Origin of the sequence: Variovorax saccharolyticus (assembly GCF_030316765.1) — a bacterium.
Taxonomy (GTDB): Bacteria; Pseudomonadota; Gammaproteobacteria; order Burkholderiales; family Burkholderiaceae_C; genus Variovorax; species Variovorax saccharolyticus.
The window spans coordinates 877,324-896,503 of sequence record NZ_JASZYT010000002.1; the positions used below are offsets into that span (position 1 = coordinate 877,324).

Consider the following 19,180-nt stretch of genomic DNA (forward strand, 5'->3'; position numbering starts at 1 on the left):
CTTCGGTCATGATCAACGCGCTCGAGTCTTCATCGACGCGCCCGTACCTGATCCGGGCGCTGTATGAATGGTGCACGGACAACGGCTTCACGCCGTATGTCGCGGTGCAGGTCGACGACACGGTCCAGGTGCCGCGCGAGTACGTCAAGAACGGCGAGATCGTGCTGAACATCAGCTTCGACGCGACCAGCTCGCTCAAGCTGGGCAACGACTTCATCGAGTTCAAGGCCCGCTTCGCCGGCACCGCGCGCGAGATCAGCGTGCCGGTCGGCCGTGTGATCGCGATCTACGCGCGCGAAAACGGGCAGGGCATGGCGTTTCCGGCGCCGGCGCCGGCCGCGGGCGAAGGCAGCAGTCCTGCAGCCTCGACCTCCACTGCGGCGTCCACCCGGACGCCGTTGCGCGACGCATCGCGCGGCACCGAGGGCGACGCCAGCAAGGTCGTCCACCTGGTGAGCGAGGCGGACGAGACGGCCGAGACCGGCAGTGCGCCCCTCGAGCCCGAAGATCCACCACGCCCACCGGCCGGTGGCGGCGCGCGCCCGTCGCTCAAGCGGATCAAGTGAACCGGGCGGCCCGGCCCGGGCCGCTAAAATCAGCATCCCGCCGCTTTAGCTCAGTTGGTAGAGCAACCGCCTTGTAAGCGGTAGGTCGTCAGTTCGATTCCGACAAGCGGCACCATCCACGGCTCCCGGGCCTCCCGAGGCCCGAGCACGCTGAACCCATGTCCTACGCACCGAACGCCGCCGTCCAGGCCGAAGCCCGCAGCCGCGTGCCGCCGCGCCGCGTCACCGCCATCCAGTGGATCCGCAAGACCCATGGCTGGATCGGTCTGTGGGGCGCGATCCTGGGCCTGATCTTCGGCACCGCCGGCATCTGGCTGAATCATCGCGCGGTGCTGAAACTGCCGATGGCGCAGCAGCGCATCAACGCCCAGTTGGCGCTCCCCGACCCGGCGCCTGCGAACGCGCAGGAGATGGCGCGCTGGCTGCAAGGCGCGCTGGCGCAGCAGGGCCCGCCCAATTCGATGCGAACCGAGCCGGCGCGGCCGGTCGCCTGGGCCGAGAAGGGCAAGGCCGACCCGCTGATGCAGCCCGAGCGCTGGGTGTTCAACTTCGGCGGGCCCGACGCCATCGTGCAGGCCGACTATTGGCGCGGCAACCGCTCGGTGGGCGTCACCACCACGCAGAACGGCCTGGTCGCGACGCTGGCCAACATGCACAAGGGCACCGGCATGTCGGTGGGCTGGATCCTGCTGGTCGATACGCTGGCGGGCAGCCTGATCTTCCTGTCGATCTCGGGCGTGGCGCTGTGGATGCTCACCCACCGCCGCCGCAGCGTCGGGCTGGCGATCTTCGGAACTTCGGTGGCGCTGACGCTCGGCCTGGCACTGGCCCAGCTCTGAGCCCGGGTGCTCAGCGCCGGGACATCACCTTGATCCGGATCGTCGCGACCTCCCAGCCGCGCGACTTGAGCCGTGCCTGCAGCATGGGCGCCAGCTGGCGCAGCTTGGCGGCCGCCGCACTGCCGTTCACCAGCATGCACCAGACATCGCCTTCGGCGGGGCCGGGCTGGATCGCGGGACGCATTTCCGCGGGAATCAGGTCCTGCACCGCAGCCAGCCGCTCGCCGGCGTCGCGGGCACGCGCAGCCAGGTTCGCCAGGGTCGGCGAGCCCTCGGTGGCTTCGAGCAGGGTGACGGCGTTATAGCGGCGATTCATCGGCAATGGACAGTGGTCGGGAAGGGTTGGGCAAGCGGCTAAAATCTGCGGTTTGCCGGCAATCCTGCGGGCCGGTCCGCTTGCCTTTTGGCAAAGCGCGCCCAAGTTCGTTCTCCGTCTATCTTAGGGATTTCGGTCGAGGCGCCCGCATCCAGCGAGTGTGCATCGATCTCCATTCATGGCCACCAACTTCCTGACTCAAATTTTCGGCAGTCGCAATGACCGGCTCCTGAAGCAGTATCGCAAGACGGTCGAACGCATCAACGCGCTGGAGCCGTCCTTCGAGAAGCTCGACGACGCGGCGCTGCGCGCCAAGACGCAGGAGTTCAAGGACCGCGTCGCCAAGGGCGAGTCGCTCGACGACCTGCTGCCGGAAGCCTTCGCCACGGTGCGCGAGGCCTCGAAGCGGATCATGAAGATGCGCCACTTCGACGTCCAGCTGCTGGGCGGCATGGCGCTGCACAACGGCAAGATTTCCGAGATGCGCACCGGCGAGGGCAAGACCCTGACCGCGACGCTGCCGGTGTACCTGAACGCGCTCACGGGCAAGGGCGTGCACGTGGTCACGGTGAACGACTACCTCGCCAACCGCGACGCCCAGTGGATGGGCCGGCTCTACAACTACCTCGGGCTCTCGGTCGGCATCAACCTGCCGCAGATGCCGCGCGAGGAGAAGCAGCAGGCCTACGGCAGCGACATCACGTACGGCACCAACAACGAGTACGGCTTCGACTACCTGCGCGACAACATGGTCTACGAGCCGGGCGACCGGGTCCAGCGCGGGCTGAACTACGCGATCGTCGACGAGGTCGACTCGATCCTGATCGACGAGGCCCGCACGCCGCTGATCATCAGCGGCCAGGCCGAAGACCACACCGAGCTCTACCTGGCGATCAACAAGGTCGTGCCGCTCTTGGTCAAGCAGGAGGGCGAGGCCGACCCGCGCACCGGCGAGGGCGTCACCAAGCCGGGCGACTTCACGGTCGACGAGAAGACCCACCAGGTGTTCCTGACCGAGGACGGCCACGAGAAGGCCGAGCAGGTGCTATCCGAGTTCAAGCTGCTGCCCGAGGGTGCCTCGCTCTACGATCCGGCCAACATCACGCTGATGCATCACCTGAATGCGGCGCTGCGGGCACGGCATCTCTATCACCGCGACCAGCACTACGTGGTGCAGCAGGGCGAGGTTGTGATCGTCGACGAATTCACCGGCCGCCTCATGACCGGCCGCCGCTGGAGCGATGGCCTGCACCAGGCCGTGGAAGCCAAGGAAGGCGTCGAGATCCAGGCCGAGAACCAGACCCTGGCCTCGATCACCTTCCAGAACTATTTCCGCCTCTACGGCAAGCTGGCCGGCATGACCGGGACGGCCGACACCGAAGCCTACGAGTTCCAGGAAATCTATGGTCTGGAGACCATGATCATCCCGCCGAACCGGCAAAGCCGGCGCGAGGACCAGCTCGACCGCGTCTACAAGACCACGCGCGAGAAGTACGAGGCCGCGATCCAGGACATCCGCGAATGCTACGAGCGCGGCCAGCCGGTGCTGGTGGGCACTTCGTCGATCGAGAACTCCGAGATCATCGCCGGCCTGCTCGAGAAGGCCGGCCTGCCGCACCAGGTGCTGAACGCCAAGCAGCATGCGCGCGAAGCCGACATCGTGGCCCAGGCGGGCCGCACCAAGATGATCACGATCGCGACCAACATGGCGGGCCGCGGTACCGACATCGTGCTCGGCGGCAACGTCGAGAAGCTGATCGAGGCGGTCGAGGCCGACGAGTCCAGGGACGAAGCGGCCAAGGCCGCGGAAATCGCCCGCCTGCGCGCCGAGTGGGAAAAGGACCACGAGTTCGTGAAGTCGCTCGGTGGCCTGCGCATCATCGCCACCGAGCGCCATGAGTCGCGCCGCATCGACAACCAGCTGCGCGGCCGCTCGGGCCGCCAGGGCGACCCGGGCTCCTCGCGCTTCTACCTGAGCCTGGACGATCCGCTGATGCGCATCTTCGCGGGCGACCGCGTGAAGGCGATCATGGACCGCCTCAAGATGCCCGACGGCGAGGCGATCGAGGCCGGCATCGTGACCCGCAGCATCGAGAGCGCCCAGCGCAAGGTCGAGGCGCGCAACTTCGACGTGCGCAAGCAGCTGCTCGAGTACGACGATGTCTCGAACGACCAGCGCAAGGTGATCTACCAGCAGCGCAACGACATCCTCGACGCGAGCGACCTCACGGCGCAGATCGACGCGCTGCGCGAAGGCTGCTTCACCGACGTGGTGCGCCAGTACGTGCCGAGCGAATCGGTCGAGGAGCAATGGCAGCTCCCCGCCCTCGAGAAGGTGCTGGCCGAAGAGTGGGGCCTCGAGATCCCGCTGCAAAAGGAAGTCGAAGCCGCGACCGCGATCGGCGACGAGGACGTGGTCGAGAAGGTGGTGGCTGCCAGCAACGAGGCCTTCAACGCCAAGCTGGCGCTGATCGGCCAGGAGAACTTCACCCAGTTCGAGCGCATGGTGCTGCTGCAGAGCATCGACACTCACTGGCGCGAGCACCTGGCCTCGCTGGACTACCTGCGCCAGGGCATCCACCTGCGCGGCTACGCGCAGAAGCAGCCCAAGCAGGAATACAAGCGCGAGGCTTTCGAGCTCTTCGGCCAGCTGCTCGACTCGGTCAAGAACGAGGTCACGCGCCAGCTCATGACGGTGCGCGTGCAGTCGGGCGAGCAGCTCGAGGAAGCCGCCGAAGCCATGGAAAGCCGCGGCGAGAACCTTTCCAACATCACCTACACGGCGCCCACCGAAACCGGTGAAGTCGAGGTGCGGGTCGACGAGGAGAGCCTGCGCCGCCAGGCGGCCGGCGGCCTGAGCGCCGGCGCTGCGGCCTTCGCGCGCGTGGGCCGCAACGATCCCTGCCCCTGCGGCAGCGGCAAGAAGTTCAAGCAGTGCCACGGCAAGCTCAGCTGACATTCATCGACAGGACCTCCTCATGCCAGTGAATCTCTCCGCCCCCGATCCCGCCGCGCTGCATGCCGTGCCCGGCATTCGCATCGGCGTCGCCGAAGCGGGCGTGCGCAAGCCCAACCGCAAGGACCTGACGGTCGTCCTGATCGACGAAGGCGCCGCGGTCGGCGGCGTGTTCACGCAGAACCGCTTCTGTGCCGCGCCGGTGCAGGTCTGCCGCGAGAACCTGGCACGCGATCTGGGCATCCGGGCGATGCTGATCAACACCGGCAACGCGAACGCCGGCACCGGCCAGGACGGGCTGGCACGCACGCACGCCACCTGCATCGCGCTGGCGCGCCACCTGAACCTGGCGCCCGAGCAGATCCTGCCCTTCTCGACCGGTGTGATCATGGAGCCGCTGCCGATCGACCGCATCGAGGCCGGCCTGCCCGCCGCCCTCGCCGATGCCGCGCCCGGCCACTGGGCGCGTGCGGCCGAGGGCATCATGACCACCGACACCGTGCCCAAGGCCTTCAGCCAGCAGGTGCAGATCGGCGGCGCGACCGTCACGGTCACCGGCATCAGCAAGGGCGCCGGCATGATCCGGCCGAACATGGCGACCATGCTCGGCTTCATGGCCACCGACGCGAAGATCGATCCGTCGCTGATCCAGCCGCTGGCCAAGGCGCTGGCCGACGCCTCGTTCAATCGCGTGACGATCGACGGCGACACCTCGACCAACGACTCCTTCGTCGTCATCGCGACCCAGAAGGCGGCCCACGGCACGATCGGCTCGCTCGAATCCGCCGAGGGCCGGGCGCTCGTCGAGGCGATGCAGAACGTGGCCCGCCAGCTGGCGCAGGCCATCGTGCGCGACGGCGAAGGCGCGACCAAGTTCATCACGATCCGCGTCGAAGGCGGCAAGGATTCGGCCGAGTGCCGCCAGGTCGCGTACGCGGTGGCGCATTCGCCCCTGGTCAAGACGGCTTTCTACGCCAGTGATCCGAATCTGGGCCGCATTCTCGCGGCGGTCGGGTACGCCGGCATCGTCGACCTCGACCAGACCGGCATCGACCTCTATCTCGACGATGTGCATGTGGCGGTCAAGGGCGGCCGCAACCCGGATTACCGTGAAGAAGACGGCCAGCGCGTCATGAAGCAGAGCGAGATCACGGTGCGCATCGCGCTCGGCCGCGGCAGCGCCTCCGACACCGTCTGGACCTGCGACCTGAGCCACGACTACGTCTCGATCAACGCCGACTACCGGTCATGAAGCCCCCACGCTCGCTTTGCTCGCTGCCCCCCGAGGGGGCGCTCATCGCCCTTCGGGCGGCCGGGCGGACGCTGACATGAACCCCCAGTTCGAACGCCTGCTCGAGCGCGCCGAGCACCTGATCGCGCGCATCGAATCGATCCTGCCGCAGCCGCTCGCGGCGCCGGCCGACTGGAGCGCCTCGATCGCCTGGCGCTACCGCCGCCGCAGCACCGGCCACGGCACGCTGGAGCCGGTCCGCCACGTGGCCGCGATGGCGCTCGACTCGCTCAAGGAAATCGACGTCCAGAAGGAAAAGATCGAGCGCAACACGCGCCAGTTCGTCGAGGGCAAGCCGGCCAACAACGTGCTGCTGACCGGCGCCCGCGGCACCGGCAAGTCGTCGCTGATCCGCGCCTGCCTGCAGGCCTACGCACCGCAGGGCCTGCGCCTGATCGAGGTCGACAAGGCCGAGCTGACAGACCTGCCCGACATCATCGAGGTGGTCGCGAACCGGCCCGAGAAGTTCATCATCTTCAGCGACGACCTCAGCTTCGACGAGGGCGAGCCGGGTTACAAGGCGCTGAAGTCGATCCTCGACGGCTCGATCGCGGCGTCGACGCCCAATGTGCTGATCTACGCGACCAGCAACCGGCGCCACCTGCTGCCCGAGTACATGAAGGACAACCTCAGCTACACCCATACCGACGATGGCGAAGTCCATCCGGGCGAGGTGATCGAGGAGAAGATCTCGCTGTCGGAGCGCTTCGGCCTCTGGGTCAGCTTCTATCCCTTCAGCCAGAACGAATACCTGGCGATCGTCGCGCAATGGCTGTCCTCGTTCGGCGTCGATGCCAAGGCGGTCGAAGCGGCGCGGCCCGAGGCGCTGGTGTGGGCGCTCGAGCGCGGCTCGCGCAGCGGCCGCGTGGCCTACCAGTTCGCGCGCGACTACGCCGGGCGCGCTGGCGCCGCATGACCGAGGCGCGCAAGCACACCGAGGTCGCGGTCGGCATCCTGATCCGCGAGGACGATGCGCTGCTGCTCTCGACCCGGCCCGAAGGCAAGCCCTACGCCGGCTACTGGGAGTTCCCGGGCGGCAAGCTGGAAGCCGGCGAGACCGTCGAGCAGGCGCTGCGGCGCGAACTGCACGAGGAACTCGGCATCACGATCGCCGGCGCCGAGGTCTGGAAGGTCACCGAGCACGACTATCCGCATGCGCTGGTGCGCTTGCACTGGTGCAAGGTGCGCGAGTGGTCCGGCGACTTCGAGATGCGCGAAGGGCAGGCGATGTGCTGGCAGCAACTGCCGCTCGCCGTCGAGCCGGTGCTGCCCGGCGCGCTGCCGGTCCTGGCCTGGCTGGCCGACGAACGCGGGCTGGTCTTCGACTAGCTGTCGCCTTGCCGCTTGGGATCGCCGAAGGGGCCGTCGTCCGGCGGCGCTTCGGCCGGCATCCTGAACTCTTCGCTGGCCCAGGCGCCCAGATCGATGCCCTTGCAGCGCGCGCTGCAGAACGGCCGGTAGGGGTTGCTCGCGGCGTAGACGCTGTCCTGGCCGCACGCGGGACAGCGGACGATCCGCTCGCCGATGGAATTCGCGTCCGTCATGCGCAGAGCGTGAGTTCGAAAGCGGCGTCGTCCGTGCTCTGGTGCAGCCGGTCGTCGGCCTCGTGCCGCATCAGGCGCACCGACACCATCAGCCGGTTGCCGGAGATCTCGGGGATCAGTCCGAGCTTGGGATCGATGCGCAGGCGCAGCAACTGGAAGCTGCGGCCCTGCGGCAGGGTCTGCTGGAACTGGCCGTTGGCCGCGATCACCTTGTAGGGTACGTCGGCGTCGCGCAGCAGCTTCAGCAGCAGGTAGATCGATTCGGCCAGCGGCGCGAGCGTGGACGACCAGCGCTCGAGGTCGGCGCGCCGTTCGTGGGCGCGGCGGTTCTGCCAGGCGTAGTAGGCCGGCAGGTCGAACTCGCAGGTGCCGCCGGGGATGCCGGCGCGGCTGCGGATGCTCATCAGCCACTCGTTCTCGGTCAGGGCCTGGCCGGCCTTGCCCGGCACGGTATTGAGCGTCGTGAAGTTGCTCTCGAGCTTGCCCACCACCTGGTCCAGCACCGATTCGGCAATGGCCGGATTGCCGCGGTAGCTGTTGAAGACGTTCTTGTGCTTGTCGAGGTCCCGCAGCACGTCGGCCTTCAGGTCGGCGCGTGCCGCCACGTCCATGATCTCGAAGATCGTGACGAGTGCATAGTGATGCAGCAGCGGCGAGTCGGCCGGAACCAGTTCACCAAGGCGACGGAACAGGTGTTCCAGCCGCAGATAGGTCCGGATGCGCTCGTTGAAGGGGTACTCGTAGAGGATCACGCGTGGTGGCTTCCGGTTGCAGATGATAGCGTCAAGAGGCCTTCGAGGGCGCCGTCGGCAGGATCTTGCGAACCGCCTCGAGCATGCGCTGGCCGACCGCCAGCTGTCCATGCATCGACAGGTGAGTGTCGTTGGGGAAATAGTAGTCGCGAACCTTCTGCTTCTGCACCTGGGAGAAGCTGAACAGGTCGGGGCCGAGCCCCGCGGCCTCGAAGGCTGTCACGAAATCTTTCGAGTGTTCCGGCTTGACATACACGGTCGTCTTGTTGGGAATCACCATCCAGACGATCGAACGCGGACGCTGGGCCTCGCTGATCGCGCGCATCTGGGCGACGTGCTGAACCGTGAGTTCGCCGTTCTCGTCGTCGGCCGGCCAGAACGGGGCCCGGTCGCACAGCTGGCTGCTGAACATCGAGCAGCCGTCCGCCACCGGTCGCACCAGGATGCGCTTGTTGGACAGGAAGTCGCCCGAGGCCTCGCGTGCCCGCTTGGTGTTGCGATAGATGTTGAGGCCCGAGGTGAGCTTTCCGTCCCAGTTGATCGCGGGCGCCGGCACGTGATCGAGCGGGGCGAAGAAGGGCTTGAGGCCGGCCGAGAAGGGCTTCTGCATCTTCGCGCAGGTCTTGCTGTTGGCCAGCCGGTCGGCCAGCAGCCGCTCGACGCTCTCGACGATCACGACCTTGCCGCGAAAGCCGGCCCGGTCGAGCCAGGCGTTCAGGTCGCCGCACAGCGCTTCGTTGATCTGGCCCCAGAAGATGGTGGTGACTCGCAGGCCGGCCCGGGTCAGCTCCGATTGCCAGCGGTTGGACATCGAGAAGCTGTCGCCGATCACCACGATGTCGGCTTCGGCCACCGGGGCGGCGCGCAGGAATTCAGCCGGCACCTGGGGCGGCTCGATGGTCCAGCCGAAGGCGTTTTCGGACAGTAGACCGATGCGGGTCATGTCGCCGTAGAAGGGCGGGGTCTTGAGCGTCACGGCCAGCAGCCCGCAGATGAGGGCGAAGCCGGCCAGAAAGATCCGCAGCCAGAGTTTTGCGGGGGTCATGTCAGTAAGCGAAGAGCATGAGGCAGTTCATCTCAGAACTGGAAGTACAGGAAGGGGCTGTAGGAGCCCAGCTTCGAAACGCAGACGCCCAGCAGGATCACCGTGAACACGGCCATCGCCGCGGTGAAGATCCAGGCCAGGCGGGGCCGGCCGGCCAGCATCTGGGCCTGCGGCACCCAGCGCTGCAGCGTGATGGTCGGCGGCAGCGCGAGGCAGATGATGAGGCCGACCAGCATGGTCTGGAAGAACTCGGGCTTGCGGTAGGGGATGGAGCCAAACTCGCTGAAGATCGACTGCGTCATCCCGTTCATGCCCAGCATGCCCTTGTAGATGGCGGTCGCCGCGGTCATGCTCTCGGCGCGGAAAACCACCCAGGCGATCATCACGCAGACGAAGGTCAGCAGCCACCCCAGCACGCGTCCCACCACGCCGGGCTTGGCGTTGCGCCGCACCTTGGCGTTCCAGAGGTGGTTGACCATCAGGAAGAAGCCGTGCAGCGCGCCCCAGATGACGAAGGTCCAGGCGGCGCCGTGCCACAGGCCGCCCAGCAGCATGGTCAGGAACAGGTTCAGGTAGCGCCGCGCCGGGCCCTTGCGGTTGCCACCCAACGGCACGTAGAGGTAGTCGCGCAGGAAGGTCGACAACGAAATGTGCCAGCGGCGCCAGAACTCGATGATGTTGGTCGACTTGTAGGGCGAATTGAAGTTGAGCGGCAGTTGCACGCCGAGGCACAGCGACAGGCCCACCGCCATGTCCGAGTAGCCCGAGAAGTCGAAGTAGATCTGCAGCGTGTAGGCCATGACGCCGACCCAGGCGCTGGCCATCGTGGGCTGCACGCCGTTGTGGACGCCCGTGAACATCAGGTCGGCGTACTGGCCCATCGGGTCACCGATGAGCAGCTTCTTGGCCAGCCCGAAGACGAAGATCGCGAGCCCGAGCGAGACCTTGTCGAAGTCCACGCGGTAGGTCGCCGGATTGGCGAACTGCGGCATCATCTGAGCGTGGTGCAGCACCGGCCCGGCGATCAGGTGCGGGAAGTAGGTGACGAACAGCACGTAGTGCACGAAGCTGCGCTCGTGCACCTTGTCCTGCCAGCAGTCCACCAGGAAGGCGATCTGCGTGAAGGTATAGAACGAGATGCCGATCGGCAGCGCCACGTGCAGCAGCGGCAGCGGCGCGATGCCGGCCGTGCTCAGGCCTTCGTTGACGTTGCCGACAAAGAAGTCGGCGTACTTGAAGGTGGCGAGCACGCCCAGGTTGACCACCAGCGAGAACACCAGCATGCGCTTGCGCGCGGCGTCGGTGCGGCCGGGTGCTCGCGTCAGGCGCAGGCCGGCCCAGTAGTTGAAGCAGATCGAGCCCACCAGCAGGGGCAGCGCCTGGACGCTCCACCAGCCGTAGAAGAACAGCGAGGCGAGCGCGAGAAAGCCGGCTGCCGCCCGCGTGCTTCGCCTGCCGATCAGGAAGAACCCGAAAAGAACGATCGGGAAATAAATGAAGATGAACGCGTACGAATTGAAAAGCATCTTTGGGGGGAGAGCTGTGCCGCAGGGCGTTCCCGCGCCGCATTCTTGTTATCTGGCGCACGCGCCGGCGGACCGCAGATTATCGCGTGTCCGCGGCGGTCCAGCGTTTCCAAAGACTCTGGACTTCAAGGGAGAGTTCCGCCAGCGACAGACCCTCGTTGAAGATCAGCGCATCGGCGGCCTGGCGCCTCAGCCTGCGATCGGCCTGCTGGGCGATCACCGCCCGGACCGCTTCCGCGGTCCATCCGGAGCGGGCCACCACGCGTTCGAGCTGCACGGCCTCGGAGGCGTCGATCACCAGCACACGGTCGACGATCGCCCGCCAGCGGCCCGATTCCACCAGCAGCGGGACGTCGAAGACGATGGTCTGCCCGGGCGCCGCGGTCGCTGCCTGCCGCTCGCACTCGGCGCCGATCAGCGGGTGCAGGATGGCCTCGAGCCGGCGCCTGGCTGCCGGATCGGCGAAGACGAGTTCGCGCATGCGTGCCCGGTCGAGGCCGCCGTCGGCGGCGATCACCGCGGGGCCGAACTCCGCCTCGAGGGCGGGCATGGCGGCGCCCTGCGGCTGGGCCACGGCGCGCGCGATGGCGTCGGTATCGACCAGTTTCGCGCCGAGCCCGACCAGCATCGACGACACGGTGCTCTTGCCGCTGCCGATGCCCCCGGTCAGGCCGATGCGCATGGCGCGCCGGCCTTTAGAGCCCGACCGCGCGAAGGATCGCGTCGGGGCCGAAGATCATGGCAGTGAAGCCGGCCCCCGCCAGGAAGGGGCCGAAGGGCACGTAGCCGCCTTCGCGCAGGCCGCTGCTGAACTTGAGGGCGATGCCGACCACGACCCCGATGACCGATGCCATCAGGATGATCGGTACCAGCGCCTGCCAGCCGAACCAGGCGCCAAAGGCCGCGAAGAGCTTGAAGTCGCCGTAGCCCATGCCCTCCTTGCCGGTGGTCAGCTTGAACAGCCAGTAGATGCCCCACAGCGACACGTAGCCTGCGACCGCGCCCCAGACCGCGCTGGCGAGCGGCACGGCCGTGAAGCCGGCGATCGAGGCCAGCAGGCCGGCCCACAGCAGCGGCAGCGTGATGTCGTCGGGCAGCAGCGTGGTGTCCCAGTCGATCAGCGCCAGGGACAGCAAGGCGGCTGCGAAGCCGCACCAGACGAGGCCGCCGAACTGGCCCGGCATGCGCCACACGCACCAGGCGAACAGCAGCCCGGTCGCCAGCTCGACCAGCGGGTAGCGCGGGCTGATCCGGCTCCCGCAGGACGAGCACTTGCCGCGCAGGAACAGGTAGCTCAGCACGGGCACGTTCTCGTACCAGCGGATCGCATGGCCGCAATGCTGGCAGCGCGAGTGCGGAACCATGAGGTTGAAGGGCTCGGCAGGCGCTGCCGGTTCGCCGGGGGCATCGGCGAGGGAGGCGCATTCGGCGGCCCACTGGCGCTCGAGCATCTTCGGCAGCCGATAGATCACGACGTTCAGGAAACTGCCGACCAAGAGCCCCAGCACGCCGGCCAGCGCGGCGTCCACCCCCTGCGACACCAGCATCAGACGACCTGGCCGAGCTTGAAGATGGGCAGGTACATCGAGACCACGATGCCGCCGATGATCACGCCCAGGAAGACGATGATGATCGGCTCCATGAGGCTCGACAGGCCGGCGACCATGTCATCGACCTCGGACTCGTAGAAGTCGGCTGCCTTGCCCAGCATGTGGTCGATCGAGCCCGATTCCTCGCCGATCGCGGTCATCTGGATGACCATCGACGGAAACAGGTTGGCGTTGGTCATCGCGGCCGTCAGGCTGGTGCCGGTGGACACCTCCTGCTGGATCTTGGTGGTGGCATCGGCATACACTGAATTGCCCGACGCGCCGCCGACCGAATCGAGTGCCTCGACCAGCGGCACGCCGGCGGCGAACATCGTGGCCAGCGTGCGGGTCCAGCGGGCGACGCAGGACTTGTCGATCAGGGTGCCGAAGATCGGCAGCCGCAGCAGCAGGCGGTCCATGACCTTCTGCACGCGTTCGTTGCGCTTCCAGGCCTGCATGAAGAAGTAGATGCCGCCGCCGATCACGCCGAAGATCAGCCACCAATAGGAGACGAAGAACTCGCTGATGCCCATGACGATCAAGGTCGGTGCGGGCAGGTCGGCGCCGAAGGAGGTGAACACCTGCTTGAAGGCCGGGATCACGAAGATCATGATGATCGCCACCACCACGAAGGCCACCACCACGACCGAGGTCGGGTACATCAGCGCCGACTTGATCTTCGACTTGATCGCCTCGGTCTTCTCCATGTAGGTGGCCAGGCGGTCGAGCAGGTCTTCCAGGATACCGGCGGCCTCGCCGGCCTCGACCAGGTTGCAGTAGAGGCTGTCGAAGTACTTCGGAAACTTGCGGAAAGCGGACGACAGCGACGTGCCGGTCTCGACGTCGCTGCGGATGTCGTTGAGCAGCTTGGCCACGCTCGGATTGGCATTGCCGCGGCCGACGATGTCGAAGGCCTGCAGCAGCGGCACGCCGGCCTTCATCATGGTTGCCAGCTGGCGGGTGAAGATCGCGATGTCCTTGGGCTTGATCGCCTTGCCCGAGCGCATGCGGCGCTTCTTGATCTTGGTCGTGAGCACGCCCTGGCGCCGCAGCGCGGCCTGCACCTGGTTCTCGCCGGCGGCGCGGACCTCGCCGCGCACGAGCTTGCCGTTGCGGTCCTTGCCTTCCCACTCGAAGACGTACTCCTTGTGCGTCCGGGTCGATGCTGTTGCCGTTGCCATGGAATCTCCGCTTCTTCGTGTGCTGCTGATGCGTGCGTGCTGACGCGTGTATTACTCGTTGGTGACTGCCAGCACTTCTTCGAGCGATGTCAGTCCCTGCATGACCTTCTTGAGTCCCGATTGGCGCAGCGACCGGATGCCTTCGCTTTCGGCCTGCTTGGCGATGTCGAGCGAGGTGCCGTCGCGAAGGATGATCTTCTGGATTTCCTCGGTGATCGGCATCACCTGGTAGATGCCCACGCGGCCCTTGTAGCCGCTGTTGCAGGCCGAGCAGCCGACCGGGTGATACGGCTTCCAGGTGCCGTCCAGGTCGCTTTCCTTGAAGCCGGCGTCGAGCAGTGCCTGCCGCGGCACCTCGGTCGGCGCGCGGCACACGGTGCACAGGCGCCGGGCCAGCCGCTGGGCCGTGATCAGGATCACGCTGGAGGCGATGTTGAAGGGCGCGATGCCCATGTTGCGCATCCGCGTGAGCGTGGTCGGGGCGTCGTTGGTGTGCAGCGTCGAAAGCACCAGGTGACCCGTCTGGGCCGCCTTGATCGAGATGTCGGCGGTTTCGATGTCGCGGATTTCGCCGACCATGATGATGTCGGGATCCTGCCGCAGGAAGGCCCGCAGCGCGGTCGCGAAGGTCAGGCCGGCCTTGTCGTTGACGTTGACCTGGTTGACGCCCGGCAGGTTGATTTCGGAGGGGTCCTCGGCGGTCGCGATGTTCACGCCCGGCTTGTTGAGCAGGTTCAGGCAGGTGTAGAGCGACACCGTCTTGCCGGAGCCGGTGGGGCCGGTGACCAGCACCATGCCGTAGGGCCGGCCGATGGCGGTGAGCAGGCGTTCTTTTTCGTCGGCGTCGTAGCCCAGGGCGTCGATGCCGAGCCGGGCGCTGCTCGGATCCAGGATCCGGATCACGATCTTCTCGCCGAACAGCGTCGGCAGGGTGCTGACCCGGAAGTCGATCACGCGCTCGGGGCCGATCTTGAGTTTCATCCGGCCGTCCTGCGGGATGCGCTTCTCCGAGATGTCGAGCCGCGAGATGACCTTGATGCGCGAGGCCAACTTGTCCTTGATGACCGTCGGCGGGCTGGCGATCTCGCGCAGTTCGCCGTCGATGCGGAAGCGCACGCGGTAGTTGTGCTCGTAGGGCTCGAAGTGGATGTCCGAGGCGCGCATGCTGAAGGCGTCCAGCAGCATCTTGTGGAGGAAGCGCACCACGGGCGCGTCCTCGACCTCGGCCACCGCCGGGTCGTTGCTTTCGGAGGAGGTGTCGGCCGACACCTCGTCGAACTCGAATTCGGCGCCGATGATGCTGTCGATGGTCTCGGAGGCGGAGACGGCCGCCGCCTCGATCATCCGGGAGAGCTTGTCGTACTCGGCAATGACCCAGTCCACCCCCATCTGCGAGGCAAACTTGATCTTTTCCGCCGCCTGCTGGTCCGAGGGGTCGGCTGTGGCGACGATGAGACGATTGTTGCGCTTGCTGAGCACGACGACCCGGTAGGCCTGGCACAGCTTGGGGTCGAGCAAGTCCTTGGGCAGGCGCTGCGGGTCAATGGCGTCGAGGTCGAGCAGGGGCGCCCCGAAGGCGCTCGACAGCGTATGCGCAAGGTCGGCCGCCGAGACGGCGCCGGTGCCGGTCAGTTCGGCGATGAAACTGGTCCTGCCGCTGAGGGACTTCTGGTAGATGTCCTCTGCGGTCTTGGCGGGGAGCTTTCCGGCCGAAACGAGTGCCCGCGCGAGCCCTGGAAGGGCAATCGGAGAGCTGTCTTTGACGAGAGGTTCGGCTGCGGCCATTCAACGAATGTAAGAAACGTGAAAATTTGCTTCACGATCATCGCTGATCGCCCAAGCGCTGTAAACCGCTGCGCGGCAACAGTTCCGCGAAGCATTTGGCAATTACAGCCCTGAAAGGCTGGTCGGGGTGAGAGGATTCGAACCTCCGGCCTCTACGTCCCGAATGCCACCCAGGCAGCCTAACGGGCCCTTCGAGGCCGTCTGACCGCGAAGAATCAACATCTTAGCAGCAGTCCGGCGCCGTCTAGCGACGTTCAGCGAAGCTTTGCGAAGCTGGTCGTGTCGCAGTTTTGGCGCAGTGCGGTCGGTCCGATTTGGCGCAGCGGCCTCATCTGACTCGTATAGCGCGCGACAGCAGGCAGGTCGCTTTTCAGCCTCGTTCTCAGGATGCGCGCACGTGTTTGAACGGCCCTCGACCCCGCCTGGCCGCCTCGCCGCGCCTTGACCGTTTTAGGCTCGAGCGCTTGGGCCGGCAGGTCGCTACACGGAGCATGAACAACTTCAATGCAGATTCGCCGATGTACCAGGCCACCACGACCCGCCCCGGCGACGCACCGCCGACCCAGCCCGTCCGCCTCTTGACGAAGAAGGAAGTGGCCGAGCGACTTGGCGTGTCCACCCGAACTGTCGAGATTTGGACGAAGGACAAGACGATGCTCTTGCCGGTGTATCCCGGCGGAGGGCGGACCCCGAAATGGCACAGCGGCCAGTTCGAAGCTTGGTTCGACAGAGCGCACCGGAGCGAAACCGAATCCGTTGCGAGCGAGGTCCCTGCCTCTCAGGTCGCTGGCGGGGCCGAGCCGATTTCCGAGCCGGATGTCAACTTTCCGGCGCCGACCGCCCCAGCCCGCGTTCCTGAAGCTCCAAGGCTCGAGCCCAGCAACGCCGTGAAGCGAATGCAAGCTCGTGCGTTGAAGCTTCAACGCGCGCACGATTGACGATGAACAGGCTGGCCGGGCCGCGAAAAGCTCGAGTCGATTGACCTCCGCGAGACCCGCAGCTTCGGTTCCCCAAGCCGATGGCGGAAAGGCCGGGCGACTATCGCCGTGGCCGAAACCAGGCGACTCGCCGTCCGTCGTCTCCCGTTCGATACAGCAGGTCGAACTGGCGCGATTCACTCAGCACCTGAGGCCAAGTGCGACAACTGTACTTCTCTGGCGTTTGGTCCGGATGCGCCGCAGCTATCCAATCTTTGGCTCGGTCAAGCACGGTCCACCCATCAACGGCCAATGAATCGGCTGCCTCGCGCAGCGCACTGACGATGCCCGTGTGGGACCAAGCGAAGTTTCCGTCCGGGTCGATACCGTTGACCAAGATGTCGTGGAACTCGCGAGTCTGTGCGAATGAGGCCATTCTGGACCGAGCCTCATCCATCGTTCTAGCCCAGCCGACCAACTCCTCGTAGTGCCGGTCGATGCGGTCGTAGCACTCTCTCAAGTGGCAGGCGACTTCGATGCATCCTTGCTCAGTCCAGAGGTCAAAGCGCTCGATGAGGTGGTGCACGAGGTCGTTTCGCATGCTGACCAACTCCTCAATCGCGGTCTTGGTGACGTTCCAGCGTTCTTCTGGCATCGACATGCTGAATCGGAAGCCAAATGAAATTTGGTCTGTCGCCACTTTGGCGTCTGGCAGTATTTCCTGTTCCTGCCCGTCCCGCACTACATAGCTCTCGAATAGGGTCTTGACCAACGTCCCAAGCGTCTTGTCCGCCAACTTGGTCACGCGCTCGGCACGTTGGGATTCGAGCGTTTCGGCTGGCCCAGCCAGTTCATGGTGAGCGAGGATGGCTTTCATCAGCCGCTCGTATTGCTGGATACGTAGCATGCAGCGGCCGAGCAGGCGTTGCGCATCGCGTTGCAGTTCTGGCGCAGGGTTTTCGCTCATCGTCGGTCGTTTTGGGGTGCCCGTGGCCGACGACCCAACTCTTGGTCGGACTGGGGCGGAATCGAACCACCGACACGCGGATTTTCAATGGGAAATCCGCGTGCGCAGCTGCGCGCTCTCACACACAACTCTCAACAAAATCGAGCGCTTCCGGCGATGTGAACGGCAACTAACATTCGTTCATTCGCAACCACCCGCACTGCCTTCCCATCGCCCTTGACAGAAATGCCGCCAGAAATCGATGGGGTTGAATCATTGTAGCGAGCGTGGTTCAAGAAGGCAGGGCTCTACCTGTTAAGCCAGCTCGGCCTACCGCGCGGAGCTAACGTCCCTTCGACGAAAGGGCTGGTGGGCAAAGCCTCATCGACCAGCACGCTACCGAACGGTGCATCCCACTCTCCGGGCTCGTAACCCTTGCGCAGGAGTTGCAGCCGGGTGGGCAAAGGGTCGAGGCTTGCCACACAGGCCTCTGCAATCTCTAGCCAGCGCACGCTGGGCCCGGGCAGCGCCTCATCGCCGACCGCACAGTTCCTCAGATGTTCGAGGTAAGCAACAGCCTGCCGATGCTCGAACCAGGCGGCCGCTTCATGCGCGAAGTGGCTTCGGAATGCTCGGAGCTTGCGCTGGCGGCTCTCATCCTCCGCTCGAATCCTGGCTTCTTCCTCCCACTTCCGATGCTCCGCTTCGCGCTCTTGCCGCCGCTTGCGCATGGCTCGGCCCGCCGCGACGAGCCCCAAGACGACCTCAGCGAGCTTGGTGTCCAATCGCTCCCGAACGCCGTCCGACCAGGACTTCCGGCCGTCGAAGTAGCCGTCAATCGTGAGCTTCAGGTCACCGCTGAAGTGGTACTCGTAGTCGTAGCGCGGGAACGGGGATTTGCGCTCGCTCTCGGGGATGAAGCTCGAGCGGCTGTACTTCTCGGTGAGCGAGAACAGGACCGTTTCCCCCTCGACGTCGATATGCAATGGACTGTTGTCCTTGCCGCGCACCACCTTCGCGCCGACCTCGGACAGGGCCCGCTCGATGGCGTCGAGCAAGCTCACCGCGCGCTGGACCTGGCCGGCGCTGACGGAGCAATTGAAGACGGAAGGCCCCTTGCAATAGACAGGGCCGGCGGCTGCCTTCGCTTTAAGCAGCTGCGCCTGGGTCGCCGCGGCGAAGGATGCCAAGTCCTCGGGGGCGACGCGCACCTTGACCTTGAGCTCGGAAAACTCGTCGGCGGCCACTCCGCTGGCCTCGGGTGAGCGATGCATTTCGGGCTCGAGAACCACCATCGTTTCGGGTGTGCCTGGGAGCTGGGGTTTGAGAGTGGGTTTGCCGTGGGCGACTTTCATCCAGTGGCCAACCGGCGGCGTAGGAATCTTGTGCCGTCTGCAGGCCTTTGCCATACCAACATCCGAAACGCCGAACTCCTTGGCCAGCTTGTTCAGCGGCACTTCCCATACGCGTCGATAGAGCTCACACCTAGAGATTTCCATGCGTCTCGCTCCTTGGAGGCTCACAAGAACTTGGTGGGCCGGAGCTGGCTCAGACGCTGCTCCAGTGAGGGCTTCACGTTCAAAGGACCTGGCCCCGGTTGAGGAAACAACATGAACAGGTAGTGGGTCCGGTCTATCGCGCGCAGCACTTGAACGAAGGTCTCAAGGCTGCCTTTGCCATGCGTCTCAAAGCGTTTGTAAGTCCGCAGCGGTACTCCGGCCCGCAAGGCGAATTCCTCTTGAGACTCGTGGGTCCGCTTTCGGATGGCCCGAACCTTCGTGGCCAAGTAGTTGCACACCTCTTCGGGCGACCATCCGCGGAGCAGGAGCATCTCGGCTTCAGAAGTCATGCCAGATGTTAGGCCATTTATGGCACTAAATCTGTTTCTATCCTGTGCATAAGTCAATTTTTCAAAGTTGGCGCGGTT

The 19,180-nt window shown here is 65.7% G+C and carries 19 protein-coding genes and 2 tRNA genes; 8 read left to right on the forward strand and 13 right to left on the reverse strand.

From position 1 onward, the window contains the following. Positions 1 to 8 precede the first annotated feature (8 nt). From QTI45_RS10290 to QTI45_RS10300, 3 genes are all read left to right on the forward strand, one after another. Positions 9 to 566 carry a ClpXP protease specificity-enhancing factor gene (locus tag QTI45_RS10290; protein WP_286369120.1) on the forward strand — a complete coding sequence of 186 codons (558 nt, stop codon included), beginning with the start codon at positions 9 to 11 and terminating at the stop codon, positions 564 to 566. 39 nt (positions 567 to 605) lie between these two features. Then, a tRNA-Thr gene (locus tag QTI45_RS10295) sits at positions 606 to 681 on the forward strand. A 43-nt stretch (positions 682 to 724) separates the two neighbouring features. Beyond that, entirely contained in the window at positions 725 to 1,405 is a 681-nt protein-coding gene (locus QTI45_RS10300; RefSeq protein WP_286654258.1) for a PepSY-associated TM helix domain-containing protein, read from the forward strand. Between the two features lie 10 nt (positions 1,406 to 1,415). On the opposite strand, the gene QTI45_RS10305 is transcribed toward QTI45_RS10300, so the two are convergent. Then, a complete protein-coding gene (locus QTI45_RS10305; RefSeq protein ID WP_286654259.1) occupies positions 1,416 to 1,721 on the reverse strand; it encodes a hypothetical protein in 306 nt (101 codons plus the stop codon). Positions 1,722 to 1,899: 178 nt separating this feature from the next. Between QTI45_RS10305 and secA the strand changes: the two genes are divergently transcribed. The 4 genes from secA to mutT all read left to right on the forward strand — a co-directional run bounded on the left by secA (position 1,900) and on the right by mutT (position 7,297). Continuing rightward, positions 1,900 to 4,677, forward strand: coding sequence for a preprotein translocase subunit SecA (gene secA, locus QTI45_RS10310; protein WP_286369123.1), 2,778 nt, complete (start codon positions 1,900 to 1,902; stop codon positions 4,675 to 4,677). A gap of 22 nt (positions 4,678 to 4,699) precedes the next feature. Further along, positions 4,700 to 5,929 (forward strand): bifunctional glutamate N-acetyltransferase/amino-acid acetyltransferase ArgJ, encoded by a 1,230-nt coding sequence (argJ, locus tag QTI45_RS10315; protein WP_286654260.1) that lies wholly within the window; start codon positions 4,700 to 4,702, stop codon positions 5,927 to 5,929. 76 nt (positions 5,930 to 6,005) lie between these two features. Continuing rightward, positions 6,006 to 6,884, forward strand: a complete 879-nt coding sequence (locus QTI45_RS10320) for an ATP-binding protein (protein WP_286369125.1) — start codon at positions 6,006 to 6,008, stop codon at positions 6,882 to 6,884. Beyond that, entirely contained in the window at positions 6,881 to 7,297 is a 417-nt protein-coding gene (gene mutT, locus QTI45_RS10325) for an 8-oxo-dGTP diphosphatase MutT (RefSeq protein WP_286654261.1), read from the forward strand. The genes QTI45_RS10320 and mutT overlap by 4 nt, the downstream gene beginning before the upstream one ends. On the opposite strand, the gene QTI45_RS10330 is transcribed toward mutT, so the two are convergent. The 8 genes from QTI45_RS10330 to pilB all read right to left on the reverse strand — a co-directional run bounded on the left by QTI45_RS10330 (position 7,294) and on the right by pilB (position 15,390). Next, entirely contained in the window at positions 7,294 to 7,512 is a 219-nt protein-coding gene (locus tag QTI45_RS10330; RefSeq protein WP_286369127.1) for a DNA gyrase inhibitor YacG, read from the reverse strand. The two genes, mutT and QTI45_RS10330, sit on opposite strands and share 4 nt — an antisense overlap. After that, on the reverse strand, positions 7,509 to 8,264 hold the full coding sequence (zapD, locus tag QTI45_RS10335; RefSeq protein WP_286369128.1) for a cell division protein ZapD: 756 nt from the start codon (positions 8,262 to 8,264) through the stop codon (positions 7,509 to 7,511). Before zapD ends, QTI45_RS10330 begins: the two co-directional genes overlap by 4 nt. Before the next feature lie 31 nt (positions 8,265 to 8,295). Continuing rightward, positions 8,296 to 9,309: an alginate O-acetyltransferase AlgX-related protein gene (locus QTI45_RS10340; RefSeq protein WP_286369129.1), complete on the reverse strand. Its 1,014-nt coding sequence runs from the start codon at positions 9,307 to 9,309 to the stop codon at positions 8,296 to 8,298. 32 nt (positions 9,310 to 9,341) lie between these two features. After that, positions 9,342 to 10,835 (reverse strand): MBOAT family O-acyltransferase, encoded by a 1,494-nt coding sequence (locus tag QTI45_RS10345; RefSeq protein ID WP_286369130.1) that lies wholly within the window; start codon positions 10,833 to 10,835, stop codon positions 9,342 to 9,344. Between the two features lie 79 nt (positions 10,836 to 10,914). Further along, the gene (gene coaE, locus QTI45_RS10350; RefSeq protein ID WP_286369131.1) at positions 10,915 to 11,517 is read right to left on the reverse strand and encodes a dephospho-CoA kinase; all 603 of its coding nucleotides are present in this window, start codon (positions 11,515 to 11,517) and stop codon (positions 10,915 to 10,917) included. A gap of 13 nt (positions 11,518 to 11,530) precedes the next feature. Further along, positions 11,531 to 12,382: a prepilin peptidase gene (locus QTI45_RS10355; RefSeq protein WP_286654262.1), complete on the reverse strand. Its 852-nt coding sequence runs from the start codon at positions 12,380 to 12,382 to the stop codon at positions 11,531 to 11,533. Beyond that, positions 12,382 to 13,605, reverse strand: coding sequence for a type II secretion system F family protein (locus tag QTI45_RS10360; protein ID WP_286654263.1), 1,224 nt, complete (start codon positions 13,603 to 13,605; stop codon positions 12,382 to 12,384). Before QTI45_RS10360 ends, QTI45_RS10355 begins: the two co-directional genes overlap by 1 nt. Positions 13,606 to 13,656: 51 nt before the next feature. Further along, positions 13,657 to 15,390 (reverse strand): type IV-A pilus assembly ATPase PilB, encoded by a 1,734-nt coding sequence (pilB, locus tag QTI45_RS10365; RefSeq protein WP_286369134.1) that lies wholly within the window; start codon positions 15,388 to 15,390, stop codon positions 13,657 to 13,659. Positions 15,391 to 15,881: 491 nt separating this feature from the next. Between pilB and QTI45_RS10370 the strand changes: the two genes are divergently transcribed. Continuing rightward, positions 15,882 to 16,328 (forward strand): helix-turn-helix transcriptional regulator, encoded by a 447-nt coding sequence (locus tag QTI45_RS10370; RefSeq protein WP_286654264.1) that lies wholly within the window; start codon positions 15,882 to 15,884, stop codon positions 16,326 to 16,328. 100 nt (positions 16,329 to 16,428) lie between these two features. On the opposite strand, the gene QTI45_RS10375 is transcribed toward QTI45_RS10370, so the two are convergent. From QTI45_RS10375 to QTI45_RS10390, 4 genes are all read right to left on the reverse strand, one after another. After that, positions 16,429 to 17,274, reverse strand: a complete 846-nt coding sequence (locus tag QTI45_RS10375; RefSeq protein ID WP_286654265.1) for an LOTUS domain-containing protein — start codon at positions 17,272 to 17,274, stop codon at positions 16,429 to 16,431. Positions 17,275 to 17,320: 46 nt separating this feature from the next. Next, positions 17,321 to 17,426, reverse strand: a tRNA-OTHER gene (locus QTI45_RS10380). Between the two features lie 135 nt (positions 17,427 to 17,561). Next, a complete protein-coding gene (locus QTI45_RS10385) occupies positions 17,562 to 18,752 on the reverse strand; it encodes a hypothetical protein (RefSeq protein WP_286654266.1) in 1,191 nt (396 codons plus the stop codon). A gap of 20 nt (positions 18,753 to 18,772) precedes the next feature. Continuing rightward, positions 18,773 to 19,102, reverse strand: coding sequence for a helix-turn-helix domain-containing protein (locus tag QTI45_RS10390; RefSeq protein ID WP_286654267.1), 330 nt, complete (start codon positions 19,100 to 19,102; stop codon positions 18,773 to 18,775). Positions 19,103 to 19,180: the final 78 nt, after the last annotated feature.